Origin of the sequence: Sphingobacterium thalpophilum (assembly GCF_901482695.1) — a bacterium.
In the GTDB taxonomy this organism is placed as follows: domain Bacteria; phylum Bacteroidota; class Bacteroidia; order Sphingobacteriales; family Sphingobacteriaceae; genus Sphingobacterium; species Sphingobacterium thalpophilum.
The window spans coordinates 1506655-1533006 of the sequence record NZ_LR590484.1; the positions used below are offsets into that span (position 1 = coordinate 1506655).

Annotated in this window: 25 protein-coding genes and 1 pseudogene; 10 read left to right on the top strand and 16 right to left on the bottom strand. The window is 45.7% G+C overall.

The window, feature by feature from the left end; genetic code table 11:
* Positions 1-20: 20 nt before the first annotated feature.
* A complete protein-coding gene (locus FGL37_RS06420) occupies positions 21-740 on the top strand; it encodes a LytR/AlgR family response regulator transcription factor (protein ID WP_028069273.1) in 720 nt (239 codons plus the stop codon).
* A 117-nt stretch (positions 741-857) separates the two neighbouring features.
* The gene (locus FGL37_RS06425; RefSeq protein WP_028069274.1) at positions 858-1487 is read left to right on the top strand and encodes a response regulator; all 630 of its coding nucleotides are present in this window, start codon (positions 858-860) and stop codon (positions 1485-1487) included.
* A gap of 83 nt (positions 1488-1570) precedes the next feature.
* On the opposite strand, the gene FGL37_RS06430 is transcribed toward FGL37_RS06425, so the two are convergent.
* From FGL37_RS06430 to FGL37_RS06470, 11 genes and pseudogenes are all read right to left on the bottom strand, one after another.
* Positions 1571-3490 (bottom strand): polysaccharide biosynthesis protein, encoded by a 1920-nt coding sequence (locus FGL37_RS06430; RefSeq protein WP_028069275.1) that lies wholly within the window; start codon positions 3488-3490, stop codon positions 1571-1573.
* A 213-nt stretch (positions 3491-3703) separates the two neighbouring features.
* Positions 3704-3868 (bottom strand): hypothetical protein, encoded by a 165-nt coding sequence (locus FGL37_RS25700; RefSeq protein WP_160169475.1) that lies wholly within the window; start codon positions 3866-3868, stop codon positions 3704-3706.
* Positions 3869-3969: 101 nt separating this feature from the next.
* Positions 3970-4284, bottom strand: coding sequence for an RHS repeat-associated core domain-containing protein (locus FGL37_RS06435; RefSeq protein WP_028069276.1), 315 nt, complete (start codon positions 4282-4284; stop codon positions 3970-3972).
* A 264-nt stretch (positions 4285-4548) separates the two neighbouring features.
* Entirely contained in the window at positions 4549-4749 is a 201-nt protein-coding gene (locus FGL37_RS06440; protein WP_138096712.1) for a hypothetical protein, read from the bottom strand.
* A gap of 161 nt (positions 4750-4910) precedes the next feature.
* On the bottom strand, positions 4911-5147 hold the full coding sequence (locus FGL37_RS26225; RefSeq protein ID WP_081817823.1) for a DUF8617 domain-containing protein: 237 nt from the start codon (positions 5145-5147) through the stop codon (positions 4911-4913).
* Positions 5148-5155: 8 nt separating this feature from the next.
* Complete coding sequence (locus FGL37_RS25485; protein WP_028069278.1) at positions 5156-5839, bottom strand: CdiA C-terminal domain-containing protein; 684 nt, start codon at positions 5837-5839, stop codon at positions 5156-5158.
* Between the two features lie 9 nt (positions 5840-5848).
* Positions 5849-5983, bottom strand: a pseudogene (locus FGL37_RS25915) (RHS repeat-associated core domain-containing protein); the annotation flags it as partial.
* A gap of 75 nt (positions 5984-6058) precedes the next feature.
* Positions 6059-6487, bottom strand: coding sequence for a sortase family protein (locus FGL37_RS06455; protein ID WP_028069279.1), 429 nt, complete (start codon positions 6485-6487; stop codon positions 6059-6061).
* A complete protein-coding gene (locus FGL37_RS06460; RefSeq protein WP_028069280.1) occupies positions 6469-10128 on the bottom strand; it encodes a DUF6443 domain-containing protein in 3660 nt (1219 codons plus the stop codon). Before FGL37_RS06460 ends, FGL37_RS06455 begins: the two co-directional genes overlap by 19 nt.
* 1 nt (position 10129) lies before the next feature.
* Entirely contained in the window at positions 10130-13231 is a 3102-nt protein-coding gene (locus FGL37_RS06465; protein WP_028069281.1) for an RHS repeat domain-containing protein, read from the bottom strand.
* Between the two features lie 378 nt (positions 13232-13609).
* Positions 13610-14521 (bottom strand): phosphate/phosphite/phosphonate ABC transporter substrate-binding protein, encoded by a 912-nt coding sequence (locus FGL37_RS06470; protein ID WP_028069282.1) that lies wholly within the window; start codon positions 14519-14521, stop codon positions 13610-13612.
* Between the two features lie 284 nt (positions 14522-14805).
* Here FGL37_RS06470 and FGL37_RS06475 point away from each other — a divergent pair, with 284 nt between their 5' ends.
* Complete coding sequence (locus FGL37_RS06475) at positions 14806-16104, top strand: hypothetical protein (protein WP_028069283.1); 1299 nt, start codon at positions 14806-14808, stop codon at positions 16102-16104.
* Between the two features lie 52 nt (positions 16105-16156).
* On the opposite strand, the gene FGL37_RS06480 is transcribed toward FGL37_RS06475, so the two are convergent.
* On the bottom strand, positions 16157-16363 hold the full coding sequence (locus FGL37_RS06480; RefSeq protein WP_081817824.1) for a LytTR family DNA-binding domain-containing protein: 207 nt from the start codon (positions 16361-16363) through the stop codon (positions 16157-16159).
* Positions 16364-16412: 49 nt separating this feature from the next.
* Here FGL37_RS06480 and FGL37_RS06485 point away from each other — a divergent pair, with 49 nt between their 5' ends.
* Entirely contained in the window at positions 16413-16694 is a 282-nt protein-coding gene (locus FGL37_RS06485) for a sensor histidine kinase (protein ID WP_028069284.1), read from the top strand.
* 94 nt (positions 16695-16788) lie between these two features.
* Entirely contained in the window at positions 16789-17418 is a 630-nt protein-coding gene (locus tag FGL37_RS06490) for a response regulator (RefSeq protein ID WP_028069285.1), read from the top strand.
* Here FGL37_RS06490 and FGL37_RS06495 read toward each other — a convergent pair.
* Entirely contained in the window at positions 17411-17641 is a 231-nt protein-coding gene (locus FGL37_RS06495; protein WP_028069286.1) for a cyclic nucleotide-binding domain-containing protein, read from the bottom strand. The two genes, FGL37_RS06490 and FGL37_RS06495, sit on opposite strands and share 8 nt — an antisense overlap.
* Positions 17642-17695: 54 nt before the next feature.
* On the opposite strand from FGL37_RS06495, the gene FGL37_RS06500 reads away from it, so the two are divergent.
* Entirely contained in the window at positions 17696-18082 is a 387-nt protein-coding gene (locus FGL37_RS06500; RefSeq protein WP_051606668.1) for a LytR/AlgR family response regulator transcription factor, read from the top strand.
* A 125-nt stretch (positions 18083-18207) separates the two neighbouring features.
* The gene (locus FGL37_RS06505) at positions 18208-18765 is read left to right on the top strand and encodes a hypothetical protein (RefSeq protein WP_028069287.1); all 558 of its coding nucleotides are present in this window, start codon (positions 18208-18210) and stop codon (positions 18763-18765) included.
* A gap of 184 nt (positions 18766-18949) precedes the next feature.
* Here the strand turns inward: FGL37_RS06505 and FGL37_RS06510 are convergent, their stop codons facing one another.
* The 3 genes from FGL37_RS06510 to FGL37_RS06520 form a co-directional block, all read right to left on the bottom strand.
* Positions 18950-21376 (bottom strand): TonB-dependent receptor, encoded by a 2427-nt coding sequence (locus tag FGL37_RS06510; protein ID WP_081817826.1) that lies wholly within the window; start codon positions 21374-21376, stop codon positions 18950-18952.
* Positions 21377-21448: 72 nt separating this feature from the next.
* Positions 21449-22015 (bottom strand): hypothetical protein, encoded by a 567-nt coding sequence (locus FGL37_RS06515; protein WP_028069289.1) that lies wholly within the window; start codon positions 22013-22015, stop codon positions 21449-21451.
* 2 nt (positions 22016-22017) lie between these two features.
* Positions 22018-22719: a carboxypeptidase-like regulatory domain-containing protein gene (locus FGL37_RS06520; RefSeq protein ID WP_051606673.1), complete on the bottom strand. Its 702-nt coding sequence runs from the start codon at positions 22717-22719 to the stop codon at positions 22018-22020.
* Between the two features lie 231 nt (positions 22720-22950).
* Here FGL37_RS06520 and FGL37_RS06525 point away from each other — a divergent pair, with 231 nt between their 5' ends.
* The 3 genes from FGL37_RS06525 (at position 22951) to FGL37_RS06535 (ending at position 26041) form a co-directional block, all read left to right on the top strand.
* Positions 22951-23466, top strand: coding sequence for a hypothetical protein (locus tag FGL37_RS06525; RefSeq protein WP_051606675.1), 516 nt, complete (start codon positions 22951-22953; stop codon positions 23464-23466).
* Positions 23467-23586: 120 nt separating this feature from the next.
* Entirely contained in the window at positions 23587-24903 is a 1317-nt protein-coding gene (locus FGL37_RS06530) for an OmpA family protein (protein WP_028069291.1), read from the top strand.
* Between the two features lies 1 nt (position 24904).
* Positions 24905-26041: a hypothetical protein gene (locus tag FGL37_RS06535; protein WP_028069292.1), complete on the top strand. Its 1137-nt coding sequence runs from the start codon at positions 24905-24907 to the stop codon at positions 26039-26041.
* The last annotated feature ends 311 nt before the right edge of the window (positions 26042-26352 follow it).

Below are 26352 nucleotides of genomic sequence, written 5' to 3' on the forward strand. Positions count from 1 at the left end.
AGGAACGAATACTATTTATCATGAAAAAACAGACTTTGATTATCGTAGATTCAGACAGCTCTTTGCGCCAGCAGCTTATCGACTATATTAAGCGAAGTGATTACCCTGCTGGCTTCCTCGAGTGCTGTAATGGTGTAGAAGCGCTCCGGTATATCAACTCACTCCAGCCGGATGCTGTGTTTCTGGACGTGCAGCTTCCGGGACTCAATGGTTTTGAGATCCTTGACCGCCTGGAATGCAGCCCTTCGATTATATTGACCTCTTGCTGCACGTCCCATGCAGCAAGAGCTTTTGAATATGATGTCGTGGATTATCTTCCCAAGCCTTTCACTTTGCAGCGGTTACAGATCACCCTTCAGAAGCTGGCAGGACAGCGGGAAATAAGCAGCGAAGTCCATTGCAAAGCCCATTCCTATCCCCGCCATATTTTACTGGAAAAGGGAAACCGACTGACAAAGATTCCCATTGCGGAAATTGCCTATCTAAAAGCGGACAAAGATTACTGCTGGGTGCATACGGTGTCTGGCGAAACATTTCTCAGCAATTACGGTATAGGGAAACTTATCAGCCGTCTGGACCCCCATCAGTTTATCCGCATACACCGGTCGTATGTCATCAATCTTGACTATATCGATGGCTGTTACAAGGATATCAGCAAGCTCTTTATCACGTTGCCCAATAATGTCGAGCTAAATGTCGGCCGCAGCTATCTCCCGACGATAAAGGAACTGATATTTTAAGCGCTGCCCGGCACTTTGCCTCCGGACGTGCTGGATATGCAGCTGCAGGGGCAGCTTGAACCAAGCTTTCTTTGCTATACCGCAAGCACTAAAAGATACTTAAATACGAGAACAACGATGACGACAATTGCAATAACCGACGATCACCCATTGATCATCAATGGCCTGACAACACTCCTTCAACAGGAAAGGGACATTAACATTCTGTTTACTGCCCAGCGTGGCGACGAGCTCCTGCAATATCTGGTGACTTCAGTTCCCGAAGTACTTTTACTGGACATTGAATTGCCAGATTCCAACGGTATAGACCTATGCGGTGATATTTTGACGCGCTGTCCGAATATGGCCATTATAGCACTCACCAATCATGATGATATTTCCTATATCAGAAAGATGATAAAAAAGGGGGCGCGGGGATATCTACTCAAAAGTACGGATAAGCAAAGTCTGCTTGAAGCTATCCATACTGTCAAGTCAGGGAAACAGTATATAGACAAGAAGATTCAGCAAAGCATTCTTGAGCAAACCATTCAAGGCAAAAAAACACCAGCTCCTGTCAAACTCACCAATCGGGAATTAGAGATCCTGGAACTCATTGCCAACGAGTATTCCAACCAGGAAATCGCCGAGCGCCTCTTTCTGAGCGTACGCACGGTCGAGTCCCACCGTCATAGTTTAAATCAGAAATTGAATATAAAAACCACCGCAGGACTGGTGAAAGAAGCATTTTTCAGAGGGCTGATCTAAATAGGGTAATCACAGAGACACCCCTAACTTCCCGAGGAATAGACCGATAAAGTTACGGTTCGAGAATTGCGCTATCCGGAACACTATTTGTCCAAAGCCGAAAAGACCGAATTCTGCGAGCGGTATTCAGGCACGATTTCCTTGATCATGCGCACAAGTTCCATTTTCCCCTCATTCGGGTCTGCCGTGCGCGCAAAGCTGCATAAACGCTGTACCCTGTCTTTTTGCAGGTGGATATCCGCCGTATTGACCTTGGCGATCATGATCTTCTCGTGATACGTCTTTTCTGTATTCTCATCATTGGCCAGCAGTTCCTCATAGATCTTTTCGCCCGGGCGCAGACCGACGATTTTGATATCAATATCTTCCGGATAGTGATAGCCTTTGAGGCGGATCATCTGTTTGGCCAGATCCATGATCTTGACCGGCTGTCCCATATCGAAGACGAATATCTCGCCGCCCTTGCCCATCACCGCAGCCTCCTGCACGAGCTGGCAGGCCTCAGGAATAGTCATAAAATAGCGGGTGATCTCCGGATCCGTGATCGTCAGCGGTCCGCCCTTCTGCATCTGCTTTTCAAAAAGGGGAATGACCGAGCCGTTGGACCCTAATACGTTTCCAAAGCGCGTCACGATAAAATTGGTCTTTGACTGCAGGTTTACCGCTGTCACGGCGATCTCCGCCACCCGTTTTGTTGCCCCCATGACGTTGGTCGGGTTGACCGCTTTGTCGGTAGAAACCATCACAAATTTGGACACCCCGTATTTATCCGCTAGCGAAGCCACATTATACGATCCCCAGACATTGGTCAGGATAGATTCATACGGATTGGCCTCCATCAGCGGCACATGTTTATAGGCAGCGGCATGAAAGACGTATGTCGGTCTATACGCCGCAAACAACTTGTCCATAAATATTTCGTCGCGGACATTGCCGACAATAAAGACACATCGGTCAAAGTTGGCGTATGCACTCAGTTCCTGCTGAATATCATACAAGGCCGACTCCGCCTGATCCATCACAATCAACTGTTTGATGTCCACCAGCGCCAGCTGCCGCACCAGTTCGCCGCCTATGGAGCCGGCACCGCCGGTCACCAGCACCGTCTGATCCTGCATTTCCGCCGCAATAGCCGGGTTATCCAGATCAATCGGCTTGCGCCCCAGCAGATCCTCGATACGCAGACTGCGGATCTGCCGCGTTGCCACTTCGCCGGCAAGCAGACGCGCCGTATCCGGAATGATCTTGACGACCAAAGGGATAGGCTCGGCCAGTGTAAACACCTTGTTTAAACGCTCAGGAGTACGGTTATCTATCGCCACAATGAGTTCGGCGGCATTACCATGCCGCTGCACAAACTGCTTATTGAGATTATTGATATCGTGGATTTTAAAGCCCTGGATACGGTTGCCTATGCGGTGCGGGTTGTCGTCCATGATGGCGACAATGCGGTATTTATTGCGCGAAGTGGTATGGATAAAGTGGAAGGTTGTATTCCCCATATTGCCTGCGCCGAAGAGGATGACCGGAATACGGTTGTCCTTGTTGCCCCAGACCAGCTCGTGGTACAGCGCCCGATAAAGCACCCGGCTGAATGTCATCCCAAATCCCGCTATCAGCGCATGGAACAGCAGCTGCGTATCCGAAAACGGAAGAATAAATGTTAAGAAGTCAAACGAAGGATGGGCAAATTCGATCAACTTGGCGATCAGTTCGGCCGACAAGTAGGCCAGCACAACAGCGAGTACAATACGCTGCAGCTCGCGGATACCAACTTTATGCACCACTCCCTTATAGGTGCCGAAAATACAGAACCAGATGAGGTACACTGCTGCTACGGCCAGGGACTGAGCGATCATCTTATCGATCACGACACCTCCGCGATGTTTAAAAATTAGTACATAACTGACAAAAAAAGCGACAGCTACCAAGATCATATCCAACAGCAGTATGATCCACCGCGGCTTGTTGACGGACAAGCCTCCTCTCCACAAGTTACTCATCTAAGTATAATAAGCAATAATTCAGTAAAATGACAAAACGCTCCATTCAACGTTTTAGTATAACGTAACCGGTCGCACTAGATACAATAATCAGGCCACTTAGGAACCCGCAAAGATAATAATTTGTGGTGAAGATAGGTTTCCCGGCAATTTTATCGGCGCCGCCAATACCAGCGCCAGCGCTTTTCCTATTTTATTGATGGCCTTTTCATGTTAATTTATATTGAGCACATTTGAGCCAATCTGACCGACAACTCGCCCAGAAGGGGAGATTTTTCCGTCCGACTGCTGCATTTTGCACAGTAAAATAGCGATTCCGTCGCCTGAAATATTCGCTCCACCCAAGGACTGATTCGAGCAGACCAGTAAAAAGTTCATTTCCCCGCTTGTGGAAATGAAACCGGCATCGACTCTTTATTAAGTCTATCAACTTCTTCTGGTGAAAGCTTCTCCTTTGGAGGATCTTCCTGATCTCCACCTTACTGATGATAAGCCATTGCTTGATAAAGGCTTACATCATTCCCTTGCTCATCACGGTATCGTTGTTCATCATAGTCATAGTACATACCATGTTGACCAGCTCTGGGTGCCATCCCGTCAGGATCAATAAACCTGATCGGATTATTAAAAGCATAATTATATGGGCTGTGCCTCCTCATCATATCTGCCGCTGGATCCACCACGTTCCACCGTCCAATTTCTGCGTCATAGAATCTCGCCCCGTAATCGTACTGGTTACCACGACTTTTCGTAGTCCGCCCGATTCTGTGGCAGCTGCAAACCGCCTTTCTCAAAGAACTTTACCTACCCAAAGATAGCAGTTTATTGGTTTCTGCAAGCGGTATTCTACGGTTGGTCTGTTCATCGGTTTCGGTGGAACCGGACTTTAGGACAGCCCTTTAGTGCCGTGAAAGTGGTTTAGCAGGATAAAGGCAACAATGTGCTGGCTGGTTGGACGGTGAAGGGTTTCCGGCTCTCCAAGCGTTGAGCCCAGATATAACAATAGTGTTTTATTACGGTAGGCACGATCGTCTTTTATGACATAACTTTCATAAAGATTATCCGGCTCCTTTCGTTTCAGTAACCCTGTAGGTATATTTCTTACCGCTCCCTTGACCGTAAACCCGATGCAGGATTGCCCTGTGCAGAGCCCGTTTTATTCTGAAGGTAAACCAGTAGCGGAGCGACAGCAGCGCACGGTTGATCTGGGCTGCCTTTGGTGTCTCGCTGGTGATACAAGCGAAATGGCCTTTGACCATAGGACAGTGGAAAGGTTTCAGGATATTGAAAAAGCCCATTGAAAGTGAAAAGGAACATGTACTTGCCTTGCTAGATGCATTCCTTGCTAAAAGCAAGATGCAGGCGATACTCGAATAATACAACAACGCCCAATCCTTATCGGATAGGGCGTTGTCGACATCTAGCCGTCTATTCGATAAACAACTGGGTCTTTATCAAACCCATTATAAAAAACGTGTAATCTACCGCAATTCGGACAGTGCGCAACTATTTTCATTTCGCTATACAATTCCTCGGCTTTTATTTCTATATTAAAATATTTCTCAAAAGAAACATCCGATATCATCAGATATTGATTGGAACTCGGTATTTCACTCAAGCTAATCACATAATCACAAATACATCTTACTTTTGGCATAACAATAATTATTTTGGCATTATAATAATATTTTTAATATTAATAGCTCCTGCGCCTTGGACTCTTTGTAAAATATTATTCAACTGATTACCCACAACGTTTGTTTTCGAAAGATCTATGACGATTCCTACCGCTTGAGAGTTTTTTCGAGCAACTGCGGAAACAATCGCATTAACACTATTTGTTACTGGGGTATAAACATCATAATTCACCCCATTTACAACTAAATCAGATGTTTGCCCCCCAGCTCTAGTACCAACTGGACTTCTTAGAATGACTTTATACCCTTGATCTTTAAGATAGTTTGCAGCAGCAACCTCATTTGCAGAGAATTTTCCACCAGCTTGAATAACCAAGCTACCTGTGCTGGAACCAAAATTAATCCACCCTCCTCTCAATCCTTTTGTCATGGTCAGTGATTTTTCCCCACCAAAACCAGAAAAAAGCATTCGGGTCCATAACAACCCCTTATTGAATTTTCTTAAAACACCATTCTGCCATTGGAGCGACTCTTTATTAAGTCTATCCACCTCTTCTGGTGAAAGCTTCTTTTTCTTAGGATCTTCCTGATCTCCTCCTTGTTGGTGGTAGGCCATTGCTTGATCAAGACTCACATCATTACCGTCTTCATCACGATAGCGTTGTTCATCATAGTCGTAATACATACCATGTTGACCAGTTCTAGGTGCCATCCCCTCAGGATCAATAAACCTGATCGGATTATTATAAGCATAATTATATGGGCTGTGCCTCCTCATCATATCTGCCGCTGGATCCACCACGTTCCACCTGCCGATCTCAGCATCATATAATCTGGCCCCGTAATCATACTGGTTACCACGACTTTTTTGTAGTCCGCCCGATTCTGTGGCAGCTTCAAACCGCCTTTTTAACTTACCACCATAGGTGTTCTAAAGTTCAACTATCAACTCTATTGCAAATACATTTAACTGTATTCCACTATAAAAATTTATATAGTAAAACGATCGCCCAAAGCTATCAAACTCAGTTAGACCATTACTATTTTCAAACCGACCTCGATATAACAGGTCAATTGTCTTAAAATCATCAAGCACACCTTCATCAAAAACAAATGAACAAGTCTGCATTACAGAATCAATAAACACTAAGTCAACTAGCTCATAACTGGACTCAGTTTTCATATTGACACGCTTAAAAGTAAGACGACATTCTTTATCTTCTACTTTGTACTCTAATCTAACGCATTCATAGTCATTGTGCAGATCCAAATAAGTATCACCCAAGTCCACCTCTGCAATGTTTCTAAATAATTCAGATTGAGGCAAACTGATCTTTCTCTTTACTGTTTCTCTAGCCATTTTCTTACCGCTCTAATTTCTTGTTGGGTCATTGAAACGGCTTCCTTACTCGCTCTAGTTATACTCTTCACCTCTCCATTGACCATATTCTTATTATAAACTTGTTTATGTGGTGTCTCCACTCCTGCGTGCGCTCTGCCCTTTAGATCAAATCTTATTTGCTGTTTTGGTGTTGACAACGTAACAGAATTACGCCCGCCCATTAATGTTCCTGAGATTTTTTCTGCTTGCGCAACCAAAGATGGCTTAGCAGCAACTTTAGCCACATCTTGAACAACATCAGCAACATTGGAACTCTTTGACAAACTTTTAACAATATCTGCCGCAGATGATGTCACTCCTGGCGTCTTAGTTAAAAGCGCACCATTCCCTCCTCCAACAGGCAAAGAAGCCGCTGCATTTACTAATGATAACGCTGTTGCAACATGCTTATTCCCAGAAACATTGGCAAGAGAACCACTCCTCCCATTCTCAGAATAAGTATATTGGATTTCTTGAACTGGCTGATCCGTAACCAAAGATTGTACGTAAGTAGTTGCAGTTACAGCGGCCGAGGTAATTGCGTCCCGAGCACCCCAATAAAGATTTTCGACAAATGACATTCCATTGCCAAAAGGATCACTTATGTCAAATGGTGGTGGATCATCCGGCCACATTCCATCGGGATCAATAAATCGTATCGGATTATTGAACGCATAATTATATGGAGATAACCTTCTTCCTTGTTCTGCTTTCGGATCCACCACATTCCATCGCCCAATTTCAGCATCATAAAATCTAGCCCCGTAATCATACTGGTTACCAATTTCTTCCAGTGCTTCTTTTCCGTTATAAAGATAGCGATTAATACTTCCAGACAAAACAGATTTTGTTTTTCCAAAGGGATAATAATCCTGCCTCTGAATCACCTCTACACTGGTTCCAGTTGCACCACGCTTTATCACGGCTCTGGTATTCCCAAGGTGATCAGCAAGATAATATTGATAACTATAATTCCCGCCGTTATTCTGCAGATAACCATCTTCTGTCGCAATTCTTTCAATGACAGCCTGTCCTGTGCTCACTTTATTATACTCGATACCGTCAACATAATCGCGTTGGGTGGTTATACTTCCCAGTGTGACCGTCTTTCTTAATTTTGTTCCGTTAGCATCATAAAGATTTGTCTGCACTAGAGCTGGCAAGGTTCCGGTCTGTGGCCTGTTAATATTTCCCGGCAAATTTAGATGGTTATACGTAACGTTCAGACCGAGACGGTCCTTTATGGCATTCCCATTCAAATCATAAGCATAATTTCCTGATATGTTGCCAGAAAGCACCGTAAGTCTATTTCCCTGATAACTATAATTGGTCAGCTGCCCGTCCCTCGACAGTGTTCTGACGTTTCCTCGTGGGTCATACGACATCACTTCGCTCATCCCCGCCCCTGTACTGATCCCACTGATCAGGCGATCAAGACTGTCATATTTATATATAAAACGTTGCTGTTGAGAATTGCTCCCATTTTTCCAGTCCTGCACCGAAATATTACCGTTAAATTGTCGCTCGGCACCCGATATCGCCGATTCATAATAGAGATTTTCAGAAAATATCAGAGATGAAATACTGTTTAACCATCCTCTCACATTATGCACGTAACTGAGTTCGGTAAGAAAGCCTGTTCCACTATTCTCACTGTGCAACTTTACTTTTGCCAGCCTACCCACAGCATCATAGCTGCGGCGGCTCTGGATAATTTCTGCCTGTGAGCCGATCTTTTTTCGTATATCAAGCAGTCTTCCGGCATGATCATAACTATTCGTTGTTGAGATAACAGTCTGCTGCCCTGCGGGAGCGGAGGTGTGCAATCGTGTACTCTGGAGCAATTCACCTGTAAAACTATAACTGTTCGTCTGATAGTCTGTTCCTCCAAGGTGATTCTGGCCGGCCTGCTGAATAATATGTCCTTTTTTGTTATAATAAAACACGCGCATCAGCGGTGACGTACCATCAATATTCCTCGTCAGGCTGCCTGTTCGGAGCATTTTTACGGCTGATGTAGAATCTGCCGATGTAAAGGGCAGGACAGTGGCTGCCTTAAAGGTATAATCATCGAAGAAAAATGTCTGAAGAGGAGTGATCTGAGTACGAGGATAGCTTTTATTGTCATAAACAGCAGTTCCAGAAGACCTGGTTTCGAAAAGGGAAGTCGTAGCTGTTATCTTTTCAGCGTCCAGAATTTTCTGCAGGGAATCCCGCAGGAGGTTACTTTTAAATATACCCTGTTCGACTGTACGGCCATGTACGTCATATTTTGTGTAGAGCCATTCCTTTGTCGCCTTCTGGCGTTGGAGTCCATGCTGGATGAGGACAACACGATCGTAAATATTGTAAACAATGTGTTCCCAGTCTTTACCGGGAAGCTTTTTCTCAACTACTCTATCCTTTTCGTCATATTTGTACTGAAAGCAGATATTATCAATATCAGCTGTGGGGATTAGTCCCGTGGACGCTTCAGCCTGTACTCCAGGAGGAAGAACAAAGGCAATGTTGCCATAAAAATCGAGAACATAATAAGTGTCAAAATATTCTGTACCTTTAATCCTTCTGGACAACAGAAGCTGATCGGATTTATCCCTGAATTCGAGGACCAAGTTATTATTTTCATCCTTTCGCTCAGTTACACTTAAGTCTCCTGATAGCCAGAATCCATTTTTTTTGACACGTCCAGCTTCGATCATATACTTAATACAGGTAAATCTATCCTGCACAGAGACTCCGGTATTAGTGTAGGAATCCAATGAATTAGAGCGTCCATTGACTTTCCATTCCCTGCCCGGACCGAAATTCTGTATATTTTTCTGGCGCGGATCTTTTTCATATACAGGCCGGCTGTAGGGAACACTGTCTGCATAGAATGAAATAGCCGCAGTCCTTACAGCAGAGGGAAGGTTATATGTACCCGTTGCCGAGGAGCTTTCAACAGGCAGCCAATTTTCACTCTTCCGTCCATAAGTATCATACCCCACAAGACGGATAATATCTTTCTTGGAAGGTGAAGCCCCCTTCTCCAAAATCTGGATTAATCTTCCCTGACCATCAAAAAAATTCACGGAAACTTGTTCGGTCAGCGGATTAAAAGTCGCAGTTTTAACAGCTGTCCGGGGCCGGGAGGTAATTATATAATTACCGGCGCTTGTCGGGAAAATATTGGGTAACTGTGAAAGGTCGGGCTCCACAGGTTCTGGAGTGACCGGAGGAACATACCTGTAGGAAGTAAACGTAAGTTGGGAATAAAAGTCATATGTGGTATTGGGAGGTGTTGCATAGGTCGAGGTGAGCACCATATAATAAGAGCCAGCCTCCAGAGAGGGAACTTTATATGTACCATTGAACCTATTGAAGCTGGTAAGATTCTGCTGCGGCTGTGAATACCTAAAAATGCTGTTCAGTGTACCGGTGACAAGAACTTCAAGATCTGTCTTTTCCAACAGTGTGAAATACACAAGAACTGTCGGGTTTTCACCGGTTTTTACCTGATGGCCATCAAGTTCAAACTGCTGACGTAAAGATGTGAGTGCGGGCAGATTATAGGTTTTCTGTCCCAGTAATGGAAATGCAAAGAAAATCAGATGCACGAGCAGAAGAAGGTAATTTTTCATATTAATCGACCTGATACTTGTAAATATATTGTTCAATTATATCGTCGTTGAAATCCTTTTGAGATCTCAGTCTGCCGAGTTCATCATACTCATATTTTGTTTCGACACCGTTAAAGTCTGTGACCCGTGAAATAGTCCCAAATTTCGAATACCGGAAGGTAGTTATCATAGCTGTAGGCAAAAGGCTTCTTAACCTGTCCACGTCAAGGACTGTAAATGAATCCGTTTCTATTGCCGGGAAAACAGTTTTTACCGTTGTATAATCAATATTTCGGCACTCTGCCAATAATCTCTTGTCTTTGTCCCAAAGATATACTGACCTCACACCCGATGCATCGGTACGTTCTTGGAGATTATTATTGGCGTCATAGCGCGATATCAAATTTTCCGGTTTGTTCATCCTTGAATCCCTGGCTATTCCGTTAAAGAACTGATAAGTAGCACTACCTCTGGCTCCCAGCGAATAGGTATCCTTGGGCAGAAATGCCGTGCCGTTCATGGTATAGGTCTGAATCTGCGCTTTTATTAATTTACCATTTCTCAATAGGACGGATTCTACGGGAAAATTAATCATTCTTTTCTGTACCATCTGGGGATAAACTGATGTCGTTATATCCGTCGGATAGCGCAGTTTTGTAACCAATGAATCCCCGCCCGAAAGAAATGATACCTTCTCATTTAGGAGTCCATAGCTGTTATAAGCATATTTTTCTTTCTTTTCAAAACTTCCATTTTCAAAAGTTTCAGTGACCGTGCTGGAGCGCAGTTCTGCTTTTCCCAGCTGATGCCAATAAATTCCGAGATCTGTCTCCTGTTCCACAGAGACACCTCCACCATAGGACTGATCAAAACGGAAAGGCATCATTCCATAAATTTTTCTTGTCGGAACAAAATTGTACTGCAGATCTTCTTTCTGAACCATTTTATTAGCCGAGTTATAGATCTTGCGAGCCTTTAGGTGTCCTCTAACATATATATGCCCATTATATCCGCTCGAGGATGGCTGAAATAAAAACGGTGAGAAATAGGAGCCACTGTTATTAAACAGCGATGGATAGGGAGCATACGCATATTGCAAATTATAGGGTGATGTTCTTGATCCCACATGACTATATAGCAGCATAAAGTAACTGTTGGGTGCATCTTTTATGGAGTAATACTCGTAGAACGTCTTTCCGGGGCCGGATTCTTCGATAACTTCCGCGTAGCCGATATAATCACCGCCGGCAGAATATCTGGGCGTAAACGAGCCGGAATTCATCCGTAGGAAAACATCCAGCGAACGTTGGCCGGTTCCGCTCCCGTTATTGGGATTAACAGCCATCACGGTCTGTGTAATATGGTTTGGCACATTGATAATGCTCCCCGAACTATAACTGGAGGGCTTGCCATAATCATGGAGATAACTGTAACGCTGATAGGTATAGACACTGTCAGAAGAATAGTTGCGGATTTCTCTAATTCGTAGACCTCCGGATCTGGTGACAGCCTGCCGTTGGCTGCCCGCATAAGAATAATCATGAGGCTCATAAAGGAAAATGGATCTTCCCCCGGTCGGGTAAGTGATGGATTTAAGTGAATACGTTACTGCATACTCTGCATTCACCTCTTTGTTACTTCCCTGAGGAAACCTCATTTTGCCCGGCAGCTCATCATAAGTAACTGCAGACCCCAAGTTTCCGTATCTGTCAATTGTTTCCCTGTCCAGTGAGGAGAGGTCACTTAGATTGGGAAAAATATTGTTAATCTTTCTAGATTCATCAAATGTAGTTTCCGAATTCAGATAACCCCAATGGTCTGCTCCATGCATGGAAGTGCGATAAGGCATCTGATGCTCACTGGGATCATCACCATAATAGCTAAATCTGTGAACTTTTTTCACCGTTCCGCCGCCCGTAATGCCAGCTATTTCCGTTACTGCCAATAGCTTCAGCCGAAAATTTTGGCTTTCATCGTTCGCAGTGCCTGCGCCAAATTTTACAGTAGACTCAAAGTACCCTTGTTCAAACTGCCAGTCCTTCAACAGTTCATTCCCTGCACTGTAATGCGAGATCCCTCTAAGGGCGTAGGAACCTAATAGATCCTTGCGCGGCTGTGCAGCATATTGAAATAAAAAATATTCACCGTTACTGCTTCTGATCTTACTGATACGTTTTGAGAAGTGCGTAGTCTGTGTTTTACCAAAAGTGCCTCCCGGAATGGTCATGCTGTAGACTGTTCCCCCATTGACATGCCTGACGGTGCTTCCTGCTGATTCTTTCCATTTGATGTCTATAGGGTCGAAGTATATACTTCCATAGACTCTGGAATCGATTGTATACTGTTCGTCAGAATAGCTGAATTCGATCCATTGTTTTTTATCAGCTGAAGTTATTTTGGTGAGGTACAAAGCGGTAGTTGCGGTGCTTACATTTTCCGGTCCAGACTGGGAGAGCACTGTTGGGTTGCTAAAAGATCCAGACAATGGTTTATTTTTTACCTGGGCGCGCTCTTCATCCATGAAACTGTATTCATTTCCAAATAGGTCAATTGCTTTGAGCCCATATCCGTCACGTGTAAAGGCCAGGTCTTCCTTTCCGCGTATATCATAAAATTTACCGTCTCGGTCCATAAGGATCTGACCTGAAAAACCAAGAAAATTATAGGAGAAAATATCCGGTTCGGTATCTACGGATGGGCTTATGGCATCGTGAAGATTCGGAAGATAAATTCCGGCATCAATTTCCTCTTTTGTCATCACTTTTCTGTTTAAAACACTGAGGTCGTGCTCCTTTCTGACGTTCCAGCTGACTGCTCCACCTGCATTCAATGACCATCCAATTCCCAAACTTGTAGAAACCTGTTCAACAAGTATGCCCCCGCCATGATAATTGATTGAAATGGGCACTTTGAGATCGCCAAATTGTAGGACATCCAGAGGAACTGAAATTTCAGGCGTTCCCGTATATCTTCCGACTGGAACGTTGGTAAATCTTCCAAACTCTGTTACCGCCGGTGAATTGGGAACAATATTATGATTTAGTGGCAATTGTTGACCCCGGCAGACTTGAACAGCGAAAAACATTGCTACCCAACCCAGCACATGAATTTTCCTTAGAAACATGACACAATAGGTTAAAATTTGCTAATAGATTGCTTAAAAAATGACTATAATTCCTGTCTTATAAAGATAAGAAACCTGCCTGAAAATAAAACAATGATATGTAAATTAATTTTCACCACTAAAATATGTCTATAATTGGCATCGACGGCTGATTCTATGAAAGGAAGGACCAAAAAAAAATCCCCCCTTAAACATCGAGATGAAATATAGCAGTTTGTCATATTTAACAGCAAGATCGGGATCGACAGGAAAGGAATGTGGAAAGATTGAATGGAACCCACCGTGAAAATGTGCTGGACTGTTACCTGTTTGACACCCTGGGATGAAGTGAGGGAAGTGAGAAATTTGTAAAATTATGCAGTCTTAATTTGGGGAAGCTTACCTGTCTTTTGAATCAATATAGGTTTCATAATAATCGGGGTCTATGGCTATGAATTTTTCTGCACCGATCGCTTCTATCCATCCTTGCGTAATCTTTGAAAAAACCAGTGGATACTCTATATGGAGCGAGGTCAATAGCTGTTTCAGCTTTTGTTGGAAATCTTTATCAAGAGATCCATTGAACAGTACAGGTCCAAGTGGGATCGGGTCTGACAACTGTACAAGTCTTATTTTACTGTTATTTCCATTTTTTTTCACGTATTCCGTATACTCCGAACTCCCGAAAGCAGCCATATCAGCGTGCCCATCAAGGACATGTTCGAGTGCCGACCTGTGTGACCCCGCATAACTGATATTCCCGAAAAAAGATCCAACAGAACTAATTCCCATCTTTTCTAGTACAAACCTTGGAATAAGGTTGCCCGAGGTAGATTCGGGGCTTACCAATGCAAGTCGAATGCCCTTGAGGTGACTGATATCCTTCAGGGAAACAATATCCGATTCCCGCGGTACAACGAATGCCGTTCTATATTTTACGGATGCATTTTGAGGAACCTCCATGGTCAGAACCGCTTCCATAGCATGTTTGTGCTTTCCGTTATTGAGTACCAGATTTCCCATTGTGCTGATAAATGAGATGTCCACTTTCCCTTGAGTGATAGCTGTTACCAGATCGTTGATGTCATTGTAGCTTGTTAACTCTACTTTGGTCCCAAATCTTTTTTCAATAAGATCGGCCAAAGGGCGCAGGTTTTCCATTCTAGTGTTATTCCCATAGGTATAGGTTGCTATTCTGAGCGGTTCGGATATTCTGTTACCAGCCCAAACTTTTATGCTCATGAATGAGATCAGAAGATACAGAAAAAGCATTCTGTATTTAGCCCCGATCCGATTTGAAAAAAATTCCATATTTCTATTTTTTTGATCTAAAGATCGTCTTTTTTTTGAGAGCTAATTCATTGAATCGACGAACGGTCCGATTTGACAGATTAACGAATCGTCAGTACCAACGGAGAGACCATAGCAGGGGTTTCCCTTTTAGAAAATCAGCATCCCGTCCTTAATATATGTCTTTGGACGATATTCTTTTTGTCAGGCCCATGTAGCCTTTGTCCCCCTAATTAGTCGCTTGGTCGAAAGTGGGTTTCAGCAATGAACATTGGATGTTATAATTGCATAAAACCCGTTAAGCAATGAAGTATATACCTTTCCTACTTATTTTTCTTTTTCTTTCGTGCAAAAAGGACAGGGATCCTTCAAGAGAGGAGCCTTTACCTGCTGTTTCAGATCCCATACAGCGGGAAAAGGGAACCGCATCAGGTGAGGGGATCACAAAGACCATCAGTTCATCAGGAGGATCTCTGGAGCTGGAAGGACAGGTACGGCTTGACGTGCCGCCCGGAGCTGTAGGGGAACCAACACTATTTGGTATACAACCCATCAGCAACACCCATGACGGACTGTCTGAAAGGCCTGCCTATAGACTCATACCAGAAGGTCGGATTTTTAAGAAGCCTGTCAAGATAACCTTTAACCACGAGCCCTTTGGCCCCGGTAATCCAATTTCCAGAATGATCGCCTTCCAACGTAATGACGGTGTCTGGTGCGGGGTTTCAACGGCCCTCGACAGTGGGACGAAACACGTCAGTACGACTACCTCCCATTTCAGTGACTGGGTATGGTTGGATCAGGTGACACTTCGAAAGGACAAAAAATCTGTGGGAAGTGGCGGCGAGGTTAAACTGAAGCTGATGGAGCAGATACTCGGGGCATTGAACGCAAACAACCACATCGACAGTGTTCCGCTCGCTGCATTGGAGGACATCGGAAGATCAAATGATATTCTGGTAAAGAACTGGAAAATAATTTCAGGTGCCGGAATGCTCTCGCCCAGGATCAATTCCAGTATGGTCCTGGGGGATGCGATATATTATGCGCCCCATAATATAACCAAAACGGAAGATGTCGAAATCCAGGTGGAAGTAGAAAGTAAAAATGGATATGTCAGTGATCCAAAAGCACCTAATGGCAGGCGGAAATTCGGAAAATTAATCTTATTGACCAAGATCCGTCTGGAGAAGGAAACCTATTTCTATCTAAATATTGGAGGTAAACTTCTGGATCTTTCCGGAGGATTGAGCGGCGCGGTCATGGGCGGACAGATAACGGTGGGTTCCCAGGACGAAAAAGGAAATCATCAGGTGACCTTGTTCTGCTTTGGTACAGAGGCAGGAAGTTATCCTGGTGGAAACGCGGCTGGTCAATCATTTCTTGGAGTTTCTATTTTAGAAGGCGGAACCCCAAAGATGTTTGCCAACATGTACTTGGAATGTGGCACGGGGGAACATAAATACGGTGGGAACACGCGGATAACCAGGGCGAGAGGGTTTATCACGGGCACCTATGATGGACCTGTGTTTTATAGCAACAAAGGGTGTGGGATCACCGAAAGAAGGGATGTAAAGATCGATTTCAAAATAAAATCCCTATGATAGTGAGGAAAACGTAGGATTCTTCCGGATGTTGCGGATCAATCCGCACTGGCTAGAGAAGAAAAGGTTTGATTTTCGCAAGGTAAGACTTACCCACGATAATCTCATGTCCATCGTCCATAAAGAGAGAGGTACAGGATCCTGTCCTCACTATGCGTTCGATCTTCGACAGGTTGACAATAAAGGACCTGTGTACCCGTATGAAGAGGGAAGGATCGAGTTTCTGAACGATCTTTCCGATACCTAACGGACTTTCCATTGATTTTTATCCCATTGGCGATATTCCCCGATTTGAAAGAACCGTAGAATTGACGCTCTATAGAACGGTTCAGGAGGCCGTTACCAATATGGTGAAGCATTCAGGAGCAACCGAAGGGATCGTGCAGCTTGAGGGCAATGGGAGGATCTTACGGATAACCGTTGAGGACAATGGCATAGGCTTCGACAAAAATAATGCCCCTAGGAAAGGGTTGGGACTGAGCGGACTTGTCTCCAGGGTCACAAAACTGGGCGGAGCTATTGAAATCCGCACTTCTCTTGGCAACGGTACTACAATCTATTTCGAGATCGGTTCAGTTCCTATAAAATAGATGGTGAAGTGGACATACCTTAATTTCTCCTATGGGTAGAAGTACGGTAGAAAGAGATAATGACGATCAGTTACTTTGTAGAAAAATTATAGATATGACAACGATAGGAATAGTGGATGACCATCCCCTGATCATAGAGGGGCTTGTCCAGATGCTGGATACCTTCCAGCAGTTTGAAGTGGTGCTAAAGGCCCAAAGCGGAGAGGATCTTCTCTCTGCACTGCAGAGAACGGTTCCAGATGTTCTGCTGCTCGATATCGAGCTTCCCGACACCGATGGAACGGCACTCTGTCTGAAGATTCTTGAGAAATGTCCTGAGCTGCCCATTATCGCTCTTACCAACCATGACGAGGTCCTTTACGTGAGGAAGATGATGAGAAACGGAGCGATGGGCTATCTTTTGAAGGGAACTGATCGGGAAGGACTTGTTGAAGCCATCATGAGTGTAATGTCCGGAAAACAGTTCATCGATAGGGAGATCGAACGTTCCATAATAGATCAGGCCATTACAGGTAGGAATGCTGCAGTGAACGTAAAGCTGACGAGCCGGGAATGTGAAGTACTGGCATTGATCGCGCATGAACATTCCAATCAGGAAATCGCCGATAGGCTCTTTCTCAGCATTCGGACCGTGGAGTCGCACCGGCATAGCCTGAACCAAAAGCTCAATATCAGGACTGCGGCCGGATTGGTCAGGGAGGCCTACCTGAGGGGGCTTATCTGATCTGTCCCCTCTGTGCCAGCCCTTTCCTGATACGGCTCAGACTGTCCTGGTGGATACCCAGAAGGGAAGCTATGTATTTCTGTGGGACGGTCTGGATCACTTTTGGCTGGGCCTCCATCAATTTGTAGTAGCGCTCTTCGGCGGTCATGCACCTTGATTCTACCTGATTGTCCTGAAGCCAGCCCAGGATAATGCGGAAGATGCGGTCAGGGCAATCGACCATGGTGCCACGGGCTACCTTCGCCGACCTATCTGTACAGAAAATCTCAAACGAACCTTGATCCGTATCGGTACCCCTGAAGCGGCCAGACCATTTTCCTCAGCCCGGCAGGCCGGATACCCCGGTCGTATATTTTTGGAAAAAGGCGGCAGGCTAATAAAGGTGAATGTACCTGAGATCACCTATTTGCGGGCAGACCGGGACTATACCTGGATCTATACCACCGACAGTAGCGCCTATCTCAGCAACCATGGTATAGGGGTACTCAGTCAGAGGCTTGATCCCGATAAGTTTATGCGGGTCCACCGGTCCTACATGGTCAATCTGGAACATGTGCAGGAACTCTATAGGGATGTCAGGAGATTTTATCTCCTTGTGAGCGGAGAGATCGAGATCGGGGTAGGCAAGCAGTACGTTCCGATGGTCAGGGAACTCATCTTCTGAACAAGACAACTCTATTCCAGCGTCGATGATGGCCGTAGTTTTACGCATTTGCGGATTGCGGTAGATGAACGGTTAATCGTTCCATCCAATTGAGTGAAATTCGCGTAAAATTTTTTCACCTAAACATGACTAGACTAAAATTGCTCGTTATCCTGGGTGGTCTGGGGCTGATGTCGGTATCTTGCCGCACGGATGCCACTACCCCTATTTTCTATTCGCTACCAGATAGTTATACCGTTTACGAAAACGGAGATACTTCCACTTTTCGGATGCAATACGATAATTTGCAGAGGATCGTTTCTTATAACTGCCCGGAGGAGGATGAGTTTATGAATTTTGGCTACAACCTTTCCGGAAGGCTCAACCGGATCGTTATGACCGGTGCAGGCCAAACCCAGAAGATGGAAATCAGCTACTCCAAAAATGGTGACCCGGTCAGTGCGGTTGTTTCTATCATAAAAGAAGGAACAAACCGTATTTGTGGCAGAAGGTTCATCGACTATGAAATGTTGGAGGGGAAGGTTACGGGGATGAAAGTAGTGTCCCATGAATTTGAACTCGGAAGGAAAAGGTCTCCCTTTGCATCGGCCAGGTTCAGGCATGTCCTCAGTGCTGACCTGCCTCCCATTCTCTGTTCCACTAAAGAATATACGGGCCATACGATAGTACTCTCCGAAGAATGACCATATCTAAAAAGATCGAAAACCATGCAGATCCAAATGGGGCCTTCATCTGCATAAAGAAACCTATCGAAATACATGGAAGAAACGCCTTCACCCTTCCGGGCTCGTATCAAACGTTAGTGTCTGTCCGCCGTCTGAATAGTTTGACAGGACAGTCAAAACTGTCCTGGTCTGAACCTTTCATCTATGTTCGCTGCTGCTCGCTCTGCGCCCCGCCTCCCTGATATTGCCGATCGTTCTTGGCACCTTTGGTAAACCGGTATCTAAAGGACAGGTTGACGGTCCTTGAATCGCGCAAAGTAGAGAAGGTCGCATAGGTTCCGGACAGATAGCCTATTTCGCCCGCATTGATATCGCTGTGGAAAATATCATTTATAGCGAGATTAAAGGAACATCCGGCATTCATCTTGAAATTGATGGCAGAATTTACCCTTGTGCGTTCCTTCATGTTAAACTGTGCGAATTTCTGACCTCCCTGATATTCACCGTCCACCTGAAAGGACCATTTTTCGGAAGGCTTATAGGTGAGTGTTGGCCTGATCAGCATAAATGTTCCCTTGGTATCGAGCTGCTGTCCATAGATTGCACTTTTGGTATGGAGGTGATGTATTGCCGTATGGCCGGTAAGAGTGAACTTCTCTATCGGGCTATAGGTAACATTGAGCGTGGCGCTCAAAGTCTTCAAGGACCCCAGATTGCCCTGCTGACTGTAGTAGACCCCATCCTCGATCCGGATGGTTTCGCTCATGAGGTCCTTAACCTTTGCGTAGGCAAGCGTGAAATCGACAAGTGGCTGGAAAGTGTATAAAAGCTCTGTTTGATTTATGAAGGAAGGCCTCAGATACGGCGTACCGACGTAATAGGTATATTTGTCAAATGGGGTCACGAATGGATTCAACCAGGCATAATGTGGGCGATCGATCCGTCTTCCGTAATTCAGGCTTATGGTATGTTTGCTTTCAGCTGAGGGCCTGTACTGCAGATAGACGGTTGGGAAAAAGTCAAAGTGCCTTCTGTTGAACGAAGAATCCGGCTGCATTCCGTTGCCCAGTTGGTGTCCACTGGAGATGGTTCCTTCAAAGCGCAAACCGGCCTGATAACTCCACTTCCCATATTTCCCGTCAATACTGGTGAAGGCGGAATGGATAGATTCCCTGAACCGGAAATGGTTCGTCTTTTCGAGGTCGACTACCATGTCGTCTTCGAATATCCTGTAAAAGTCCGCATCGTTGTCGGTGAAGGTACTGCTGGTCTTGAGCCCCGATGATATACGTATGGTCTCTTTAAAGGGATGGACAAAATCTGCCTTTGCGGAATAGATCTTGATATCGTTAGGTACCCTTCCGAGCTGTGATTCGAAAGCGGTTGCTTCACCTCCCGGGAGATAGGTGGAATTATCAAAAAGCTGTTCGTTGTTTCCCCTATAGTTAAGGAAATCAAGGTCAATGGTAAGCTTCTGCCCAGATTCCGGTTTTTTATAGCGGTAATTGAGATTTGCTCCCAAGTTGGAAAATGTACGCTCTTCGATGTTGTTTGCGATCAGGATAGAGTCAGGGTTTTCGGGAGATGAAATAAATCGGCTTTCCCCTAAGGATTTCAGTTCAAGTGGAGAGGACCTAAGGTTCAGGTTGACACCGATCGTGCTCTTTTCATCCATAAAATAATCCGCTCCGATCCGGCCTGATAGGGAAGTACCCTTTCTCCTGATCCAGGTATCCTGCGAAAATATCGGAGACATGAGGGATTGTCCGCCCTCGAATTTACGGAGAATATCCAGATCGGTATAGGTGTCCGTTGTCGAAAATGAGGTAGTGGCCGACAGTGCCCATTTGAAGTTGTTGAATGCAATATCGGCGCTATTGTTTGTCTGTCCATATTTTCCCTGCTGATAGGCAAGGCTCACACCTCCATGTATACCCTTAGATCGATATCGTTTGGTATGGATTGCGATGATTCCCCCGCTTCCCGCAGCGTCGTAGTTTGCCGGTGGATTTGTCATCAGTTCTATCCGGTCGATCTGGGCTACCGGAACAGTACGTAGAAATTCCCGTAGCTGCTCACCGACAAGGTTGGTCGGTCGGTCGTCAATATACACGGAAACACCTGATTTTCCCGAGAGACGGATGTTTCCGCTCTGATCAAGCAGAACACCGGGTGATTTTTCAAGGGCCTCCAGCGCCGTTCCTCCGGTACTGGACAACATGATATCTGGATTTACTACCGTTCTGTCGTGACGTTTTTCGATATAAGCCCTTTCTGCGGTTACGGTCACCTCAGCTAAATTGCTGGAGCTGGGCTCCATCGCGATATGCAGTTCTAAAGATGTAGGCTGTTTTATCAGGATAGAATCTTTTGCCCAGGCTTCAAAACCGACCATTGTACTTTTGACCTGATAGTATATCCCAACGGTCAGCTTTTCGAATATATACCGGCCGGTGGAATCCGAACTGACCGATTCGATAGGAGTTCCGCTGTCCTGTCGGTAGATGTTGATCGTAGCCCCCTGTAGGGGTACGTTATGGATATCGGTAACCCGGCCCTGGATCTGCTGTCCAAGAGCCAAAGTCCAACACAAAGTGAATATGGTTAGTAATGGATATGCTTTTTTCATGAATATTTATGGTATATCTGTACTATCGATACTGTTTTAATTTTTCCCTGAACTCGGCCATCTTAGCGTGCGTCAGCCCAAAACCGTCGGTGACATCCCAGATAATGTCCTGGATCTCTTGTGTATCTTCATCCATTCGGGAACCACGTAATCTTCCTCATGCGCAGCTACCGGATCCCAGTGCGCATTGACCTTAAGTCCGGGATGTCCTTGGAGCAGCTCAAGCAGTTTGCGTAAGTTCGGGTCTGTGGAAACTATAAATTTGGGGTAATTGTTCCTGGATATGGGGAATACCTGTTCGGGTCCGATGTTATCGTACCAGGGCATGGACCTGTTTTTGTTCAGACATGCCATTCCTATATAGACCGTGGTCGTATCCCGGCCACCACCGTACCGCTCGGTCGGCGGGACGGTGATCAGGTATTTTTCTATGCTGAGCCCGTTCTGCTTGTCGTGGATCCTGCTTACCCCGATCAGCCCCGCAGGAAGTTCCACGGTGACGGGAAGAGTGCCCGGGTTTCCATTGGATGGCGGAATAACGATTTTTTGGCCGTGCTGTTCCGGCAGAACGGCGTCGTCCTTGGCGCAAGATGTCAACAGCAAAATCAATGCAGCGGTTCCTAACAAATATTTTATCATGGTTATCTATTATATTCCAGCTTAAGACAATTGTCGCACTGAGCGGCGATCTGCGGCTCAAAGTCAAGGATCAGTTCAGTTGCAAAGCTATCTTCGGTGTTCCATCTGCGGAGTTTTAGGGCTTCGCCATTATAGCGGGCGGTGATCTTATATCGGCCGATCGGAACATCCAGGATCTGCTGTCCGTCCGTAGCGTACCTTTCCAAGATCTGTCCCTGGGAACCATCGATTAGATTGCCCTGTGGGATAAGGGTAAACCTTATCTTGTCTGTTTCCAGATAGAGGCCGGGAAAGTTATCGACGGTTACTGTCCCTCCATAATGGCCGGTTAAAGGAGCTGCTTTCTGACCGGAGAGCTTCCAGGAGAAATGACGCACAGCACCCTCGGGTCCAAACCCCGTTGGATCCTCGGGATGTAGATAGCACTCATAGGTCTTTCCGTTGAACGGTACCCTGTGGACTGCAAATGCGTACCAGCTTCCGGTTTTTGGGAGCGCCAGAGTGTAATTCCCTTCAGATGTTGTTTTTGTGGAGAGGTTGCTGTTGAAGAATATACTGTTGTCCACGATGATCTGGACCCCCGGTATCGGTGAGCCCGCACCGTCCCTTACCGTTCCGCTGACTTTTCCGGAATTTTCGGGAGCTGTGTCCTTTTTGCCGCACCCCAGTGCGGAGGCCAAAAATAAAAGATAGAAGATTCTCATGGTAACAAAAATAGCCTTACCAACAGTCGATTCTTAGGGTAGTATTTCTCAAAAAAGAACCTCAGTAGTATTACTTAATGAAAGGGCAACGGTGAGTTCACACAGAGCCTACGTAAATCTCATGTTGGGTAGTACTTAATTAAAACCTTATGAATCACGATAGCTTTGCCGAGTCAGCTTCGGTATTCCGTCTGCTGACGAGTGAAAAAATTGAATCTTAAATAATTATATATGAATCCAATAAAAACAATCGGAGCGGCAGCCATGGTCCTGCTGCTGGGCAGCAACAATTCTTTTGCACAGTCTTTTAAGCAAGGCGACAAACTTTTAAATGGCGGTGTGGGCATTGGCGGGGGCTTGGGCATCCCTGTGGGAGTCAGTTATGAGCAAGCTGTCTCTGACCGCATCAGTGTTGGCGGCTACCTTGCCTATGCCAGAAAGAAGGAAAGCTATAATGAGTACGGAGAATGGAAATATAGCTATGTCCTGGCTGCAGCAAGGGGATCCTACCACCTGAAGGTAAATTCGGAAAGGTTCGATCCTTATGGTGGTGCGATGCTCGGTTATAACGTAGCATCTGTTAAGTGGTCGGGAGATGGCTCCGAACCTGTTTCTGCATCAGCCGGAGGATTTATGTGGGGCGTTCATATCGGAACCAGATACTGGGCTTCGCAAAAGGTAGGTGCATTGGCAGAGCTTGGTTACGGCGCTACGGTACTGAACGTGGGGGTTGCATTTAAACTGTAATCATTTTCGTCTAGCCTCCAGCACCTCTATCGGAAAATTAGGGCCGTTGGTCGAAAAGATCGTTTGTCCATCCAGGTCCATTATATTTTTGTCCTTACGGACTATCAATATCAAACCCATATGAAAAATACAATATCAAATGCATTCATAGCATCAATTGCATGGATCAGTATACTCACCAGCATATCCATGGATGCCAGTGCCCAGTCCATATTAAAAAAGATAAAGGGCAAGGTAGAGAACACGGCAACCCGAAAAATACTTGAGCAGACCGATAAGGCATTAAACAAAGGTATGGACAAGGTGATCGAATCTGCAGGAGAAGACAATTCCAAAAATGGAGAAGAGGATTCGGGTGAATCTGTTCCTAGGACCCAAAAAGGGAGGAAACCCATAGGGTCGTTCAGTAGGTACGATTTCGAACCGGGAGATACGCTCCTATATGCGAATGATTTCTCCACAGAAGCTCTGGGCGAACTTCCAGCTGGATGGAACAGCAACAGGAGCTCGGTAATCGTATCCCTGGACGGTATCGGCGGAAAATGGCTTCGACTTGTCCAGAACAGTGTCTCCCTAACGGATAATGAAAAATCATTTGGTAGCGATTTTACCGTTGAATTCGATCTTGTGATGGATATCGATTTCAAGGGTTGGCTCCCCCCTTCGTTCCAGTTCGGACTTCTGGCATCCGGAAAAGAATCGCCAAGTTCCAATAAGCTACTGGTCGATCCCAAGGGGACCAAGTCATTCTATATGGAAATCTCGCCGCTCGCGGATGCGGGGAATATCAATCTGGAGAGCCATGTTGGATATGTCCGTCATTTCCACAGCGCTCCCGAGAGGAATCCGGCTGTAAAGAACTGGTATGGTCGGCCTGTCCATGTAGCGGTCCAAGGCCAAAAAGAGCGTTTGCGCATCTGGATAGACGGCCAGAAGCTATATGATGTACCCAAAGGGATCGCTAAAGAAGGAGTTATGAACCAGCTGTTCCTGCGCTTGGGCAGCAGTCCCTATAAAGATGAACAGATCGGTGTTTTCATAGGTAATATCAAAATTGCAAAAGGGATCCCGGATACCAGACGTAAGCTCCTTGAGGAAGGCCGATTTGCTACCACGGGCATCCTGTTCGAAACCGCTTCGGCTTCCATAAAACCGGAATCCGCTGGGGTATTGCGAACGATCGCTGCTATCCTGGAGCAAGAGCCAGCAATCCGTCTCAACATAGTGGGCCACACTGATGGGGTGGGCGATGATTCGGGCAACCTTGCCCTCAGTGGCAAGCGTGCCGAAGCGGTAAAAGATTGGCTGGTGAGAACCTCAGGAATTGATGGTGAAAGGCTGATGACCTCGGGCAAGGGAGAAACGGAGCCGGTATCCGAAAATGCGACGGCATCAGGCCGGGCCAAGAACCGAAGGGTGGAATTTATCAAGATATGACATGTTCAGCAAAGCAATAGTGATCCTTTCAGCGATCATCTTGATCGGATGTAACAGGAAGGAACCCGAGCCCCAACAGGGTGAGGGCCTAAAGATCGATGTACTCGGGGTCGAAAGTACCAAAACAACTTCCAACGGTATTCCCTCCATCTGGAAAGCTGAAGGCGGAAGCAGTACGACGTTCATTCCACTGAACCACGATAAGATCTGGCTCAGCGGTGCGCATGAATTACAGATTGGCGGTGGCCGTAATCTCGTCTATTTCGGCACGGAGCTCATTGCGGGAAGGGCACGGGTAGTTCTATTTACCTATGAGGGGAAAAAAGTGCTCTCTGATGAAGTGCACCTTACGCTGATGACGGATCGGCAGGAAAACCTCTATGCCCATCACACCGATGCCCAAGGAAACCTGTACCTTCACGCCTCCTGTCAGACCACGGGATATCGAACCATCAGTTACGTATATAAGATCGATAATCTGTTGGGAATTGAGAAACTGGACATGCCAGCGGATATATCATTTGCACTTTTCAAGATCCCTACTGGTCTGATCTCGCTCAAGGCAACGTATCTGCAAGGAGCTATAGAGATCAGTTTAGCCCACCAGATCCGGGGAATCGAGAAGGTAAGGGCCGATCTGGAAGGATATGGCGAGCAGCACGTCCATTCAGCATATTATAACCAGATGGGCAGATTGGTGCTGTTGGTCAGCGCTATTCGGAATGATGATAAAAATCCTGCGTACCTATTGTTAAGCATAGATCCTGAGACGGGAAAAGTGGTGCGCTATGTGCTCAAGTTGCCTACAGAAAGATATAATTTTGGAAAGGGTATGATGGAAGGCAATATACTCTCTGTACCCGGCTGGGAAAAAAATAATAACCGAGCGTTTTTTCTCCGGGTAGATACGCAGACCGACCTGAGTGAGCTATCCGTGACCAGGACCGAGCTGGAGACCGATCCACTGCTGCCGCTTACCAAGGCTTCTTTTCTACAGCGGATAAATGGGGAGATATACGTTGGCGGGGAACAGTTCGGAAAAGCCTGCTATTGGAAAGAAGGTAAGATTGTCAAGCTCGAAAGCGGCCCGAGTATCGTCCGTTCCTATCCGATACAGTTCTTGGCCTATCGAAATTGAACAAGCCTGTATGGAAGAAAAGAATATCGCAATTGTCAGGGAGCTGTACAGTTCCTTCAGGGAACGATTATCGCATTGCTCAATTGTTATCCCAGGATATGCGTTGGAACCAGATGGACGGATTACCCGGGAGAGGGATATGCGTCGGAATCAGCGAAGTGCTCGGGCATGTTTTTGCAGGGCTGCGATGTGAGTGGACGGACTGGCAATCTGTTGCCAACGATTTTTTCGCCTTTGGGGAAACGGTTTTTGTAAAGGGATACTATTCCGGGACGATAGGGCCAGCAGGAATGCTTTTAAAGTACCGTTCT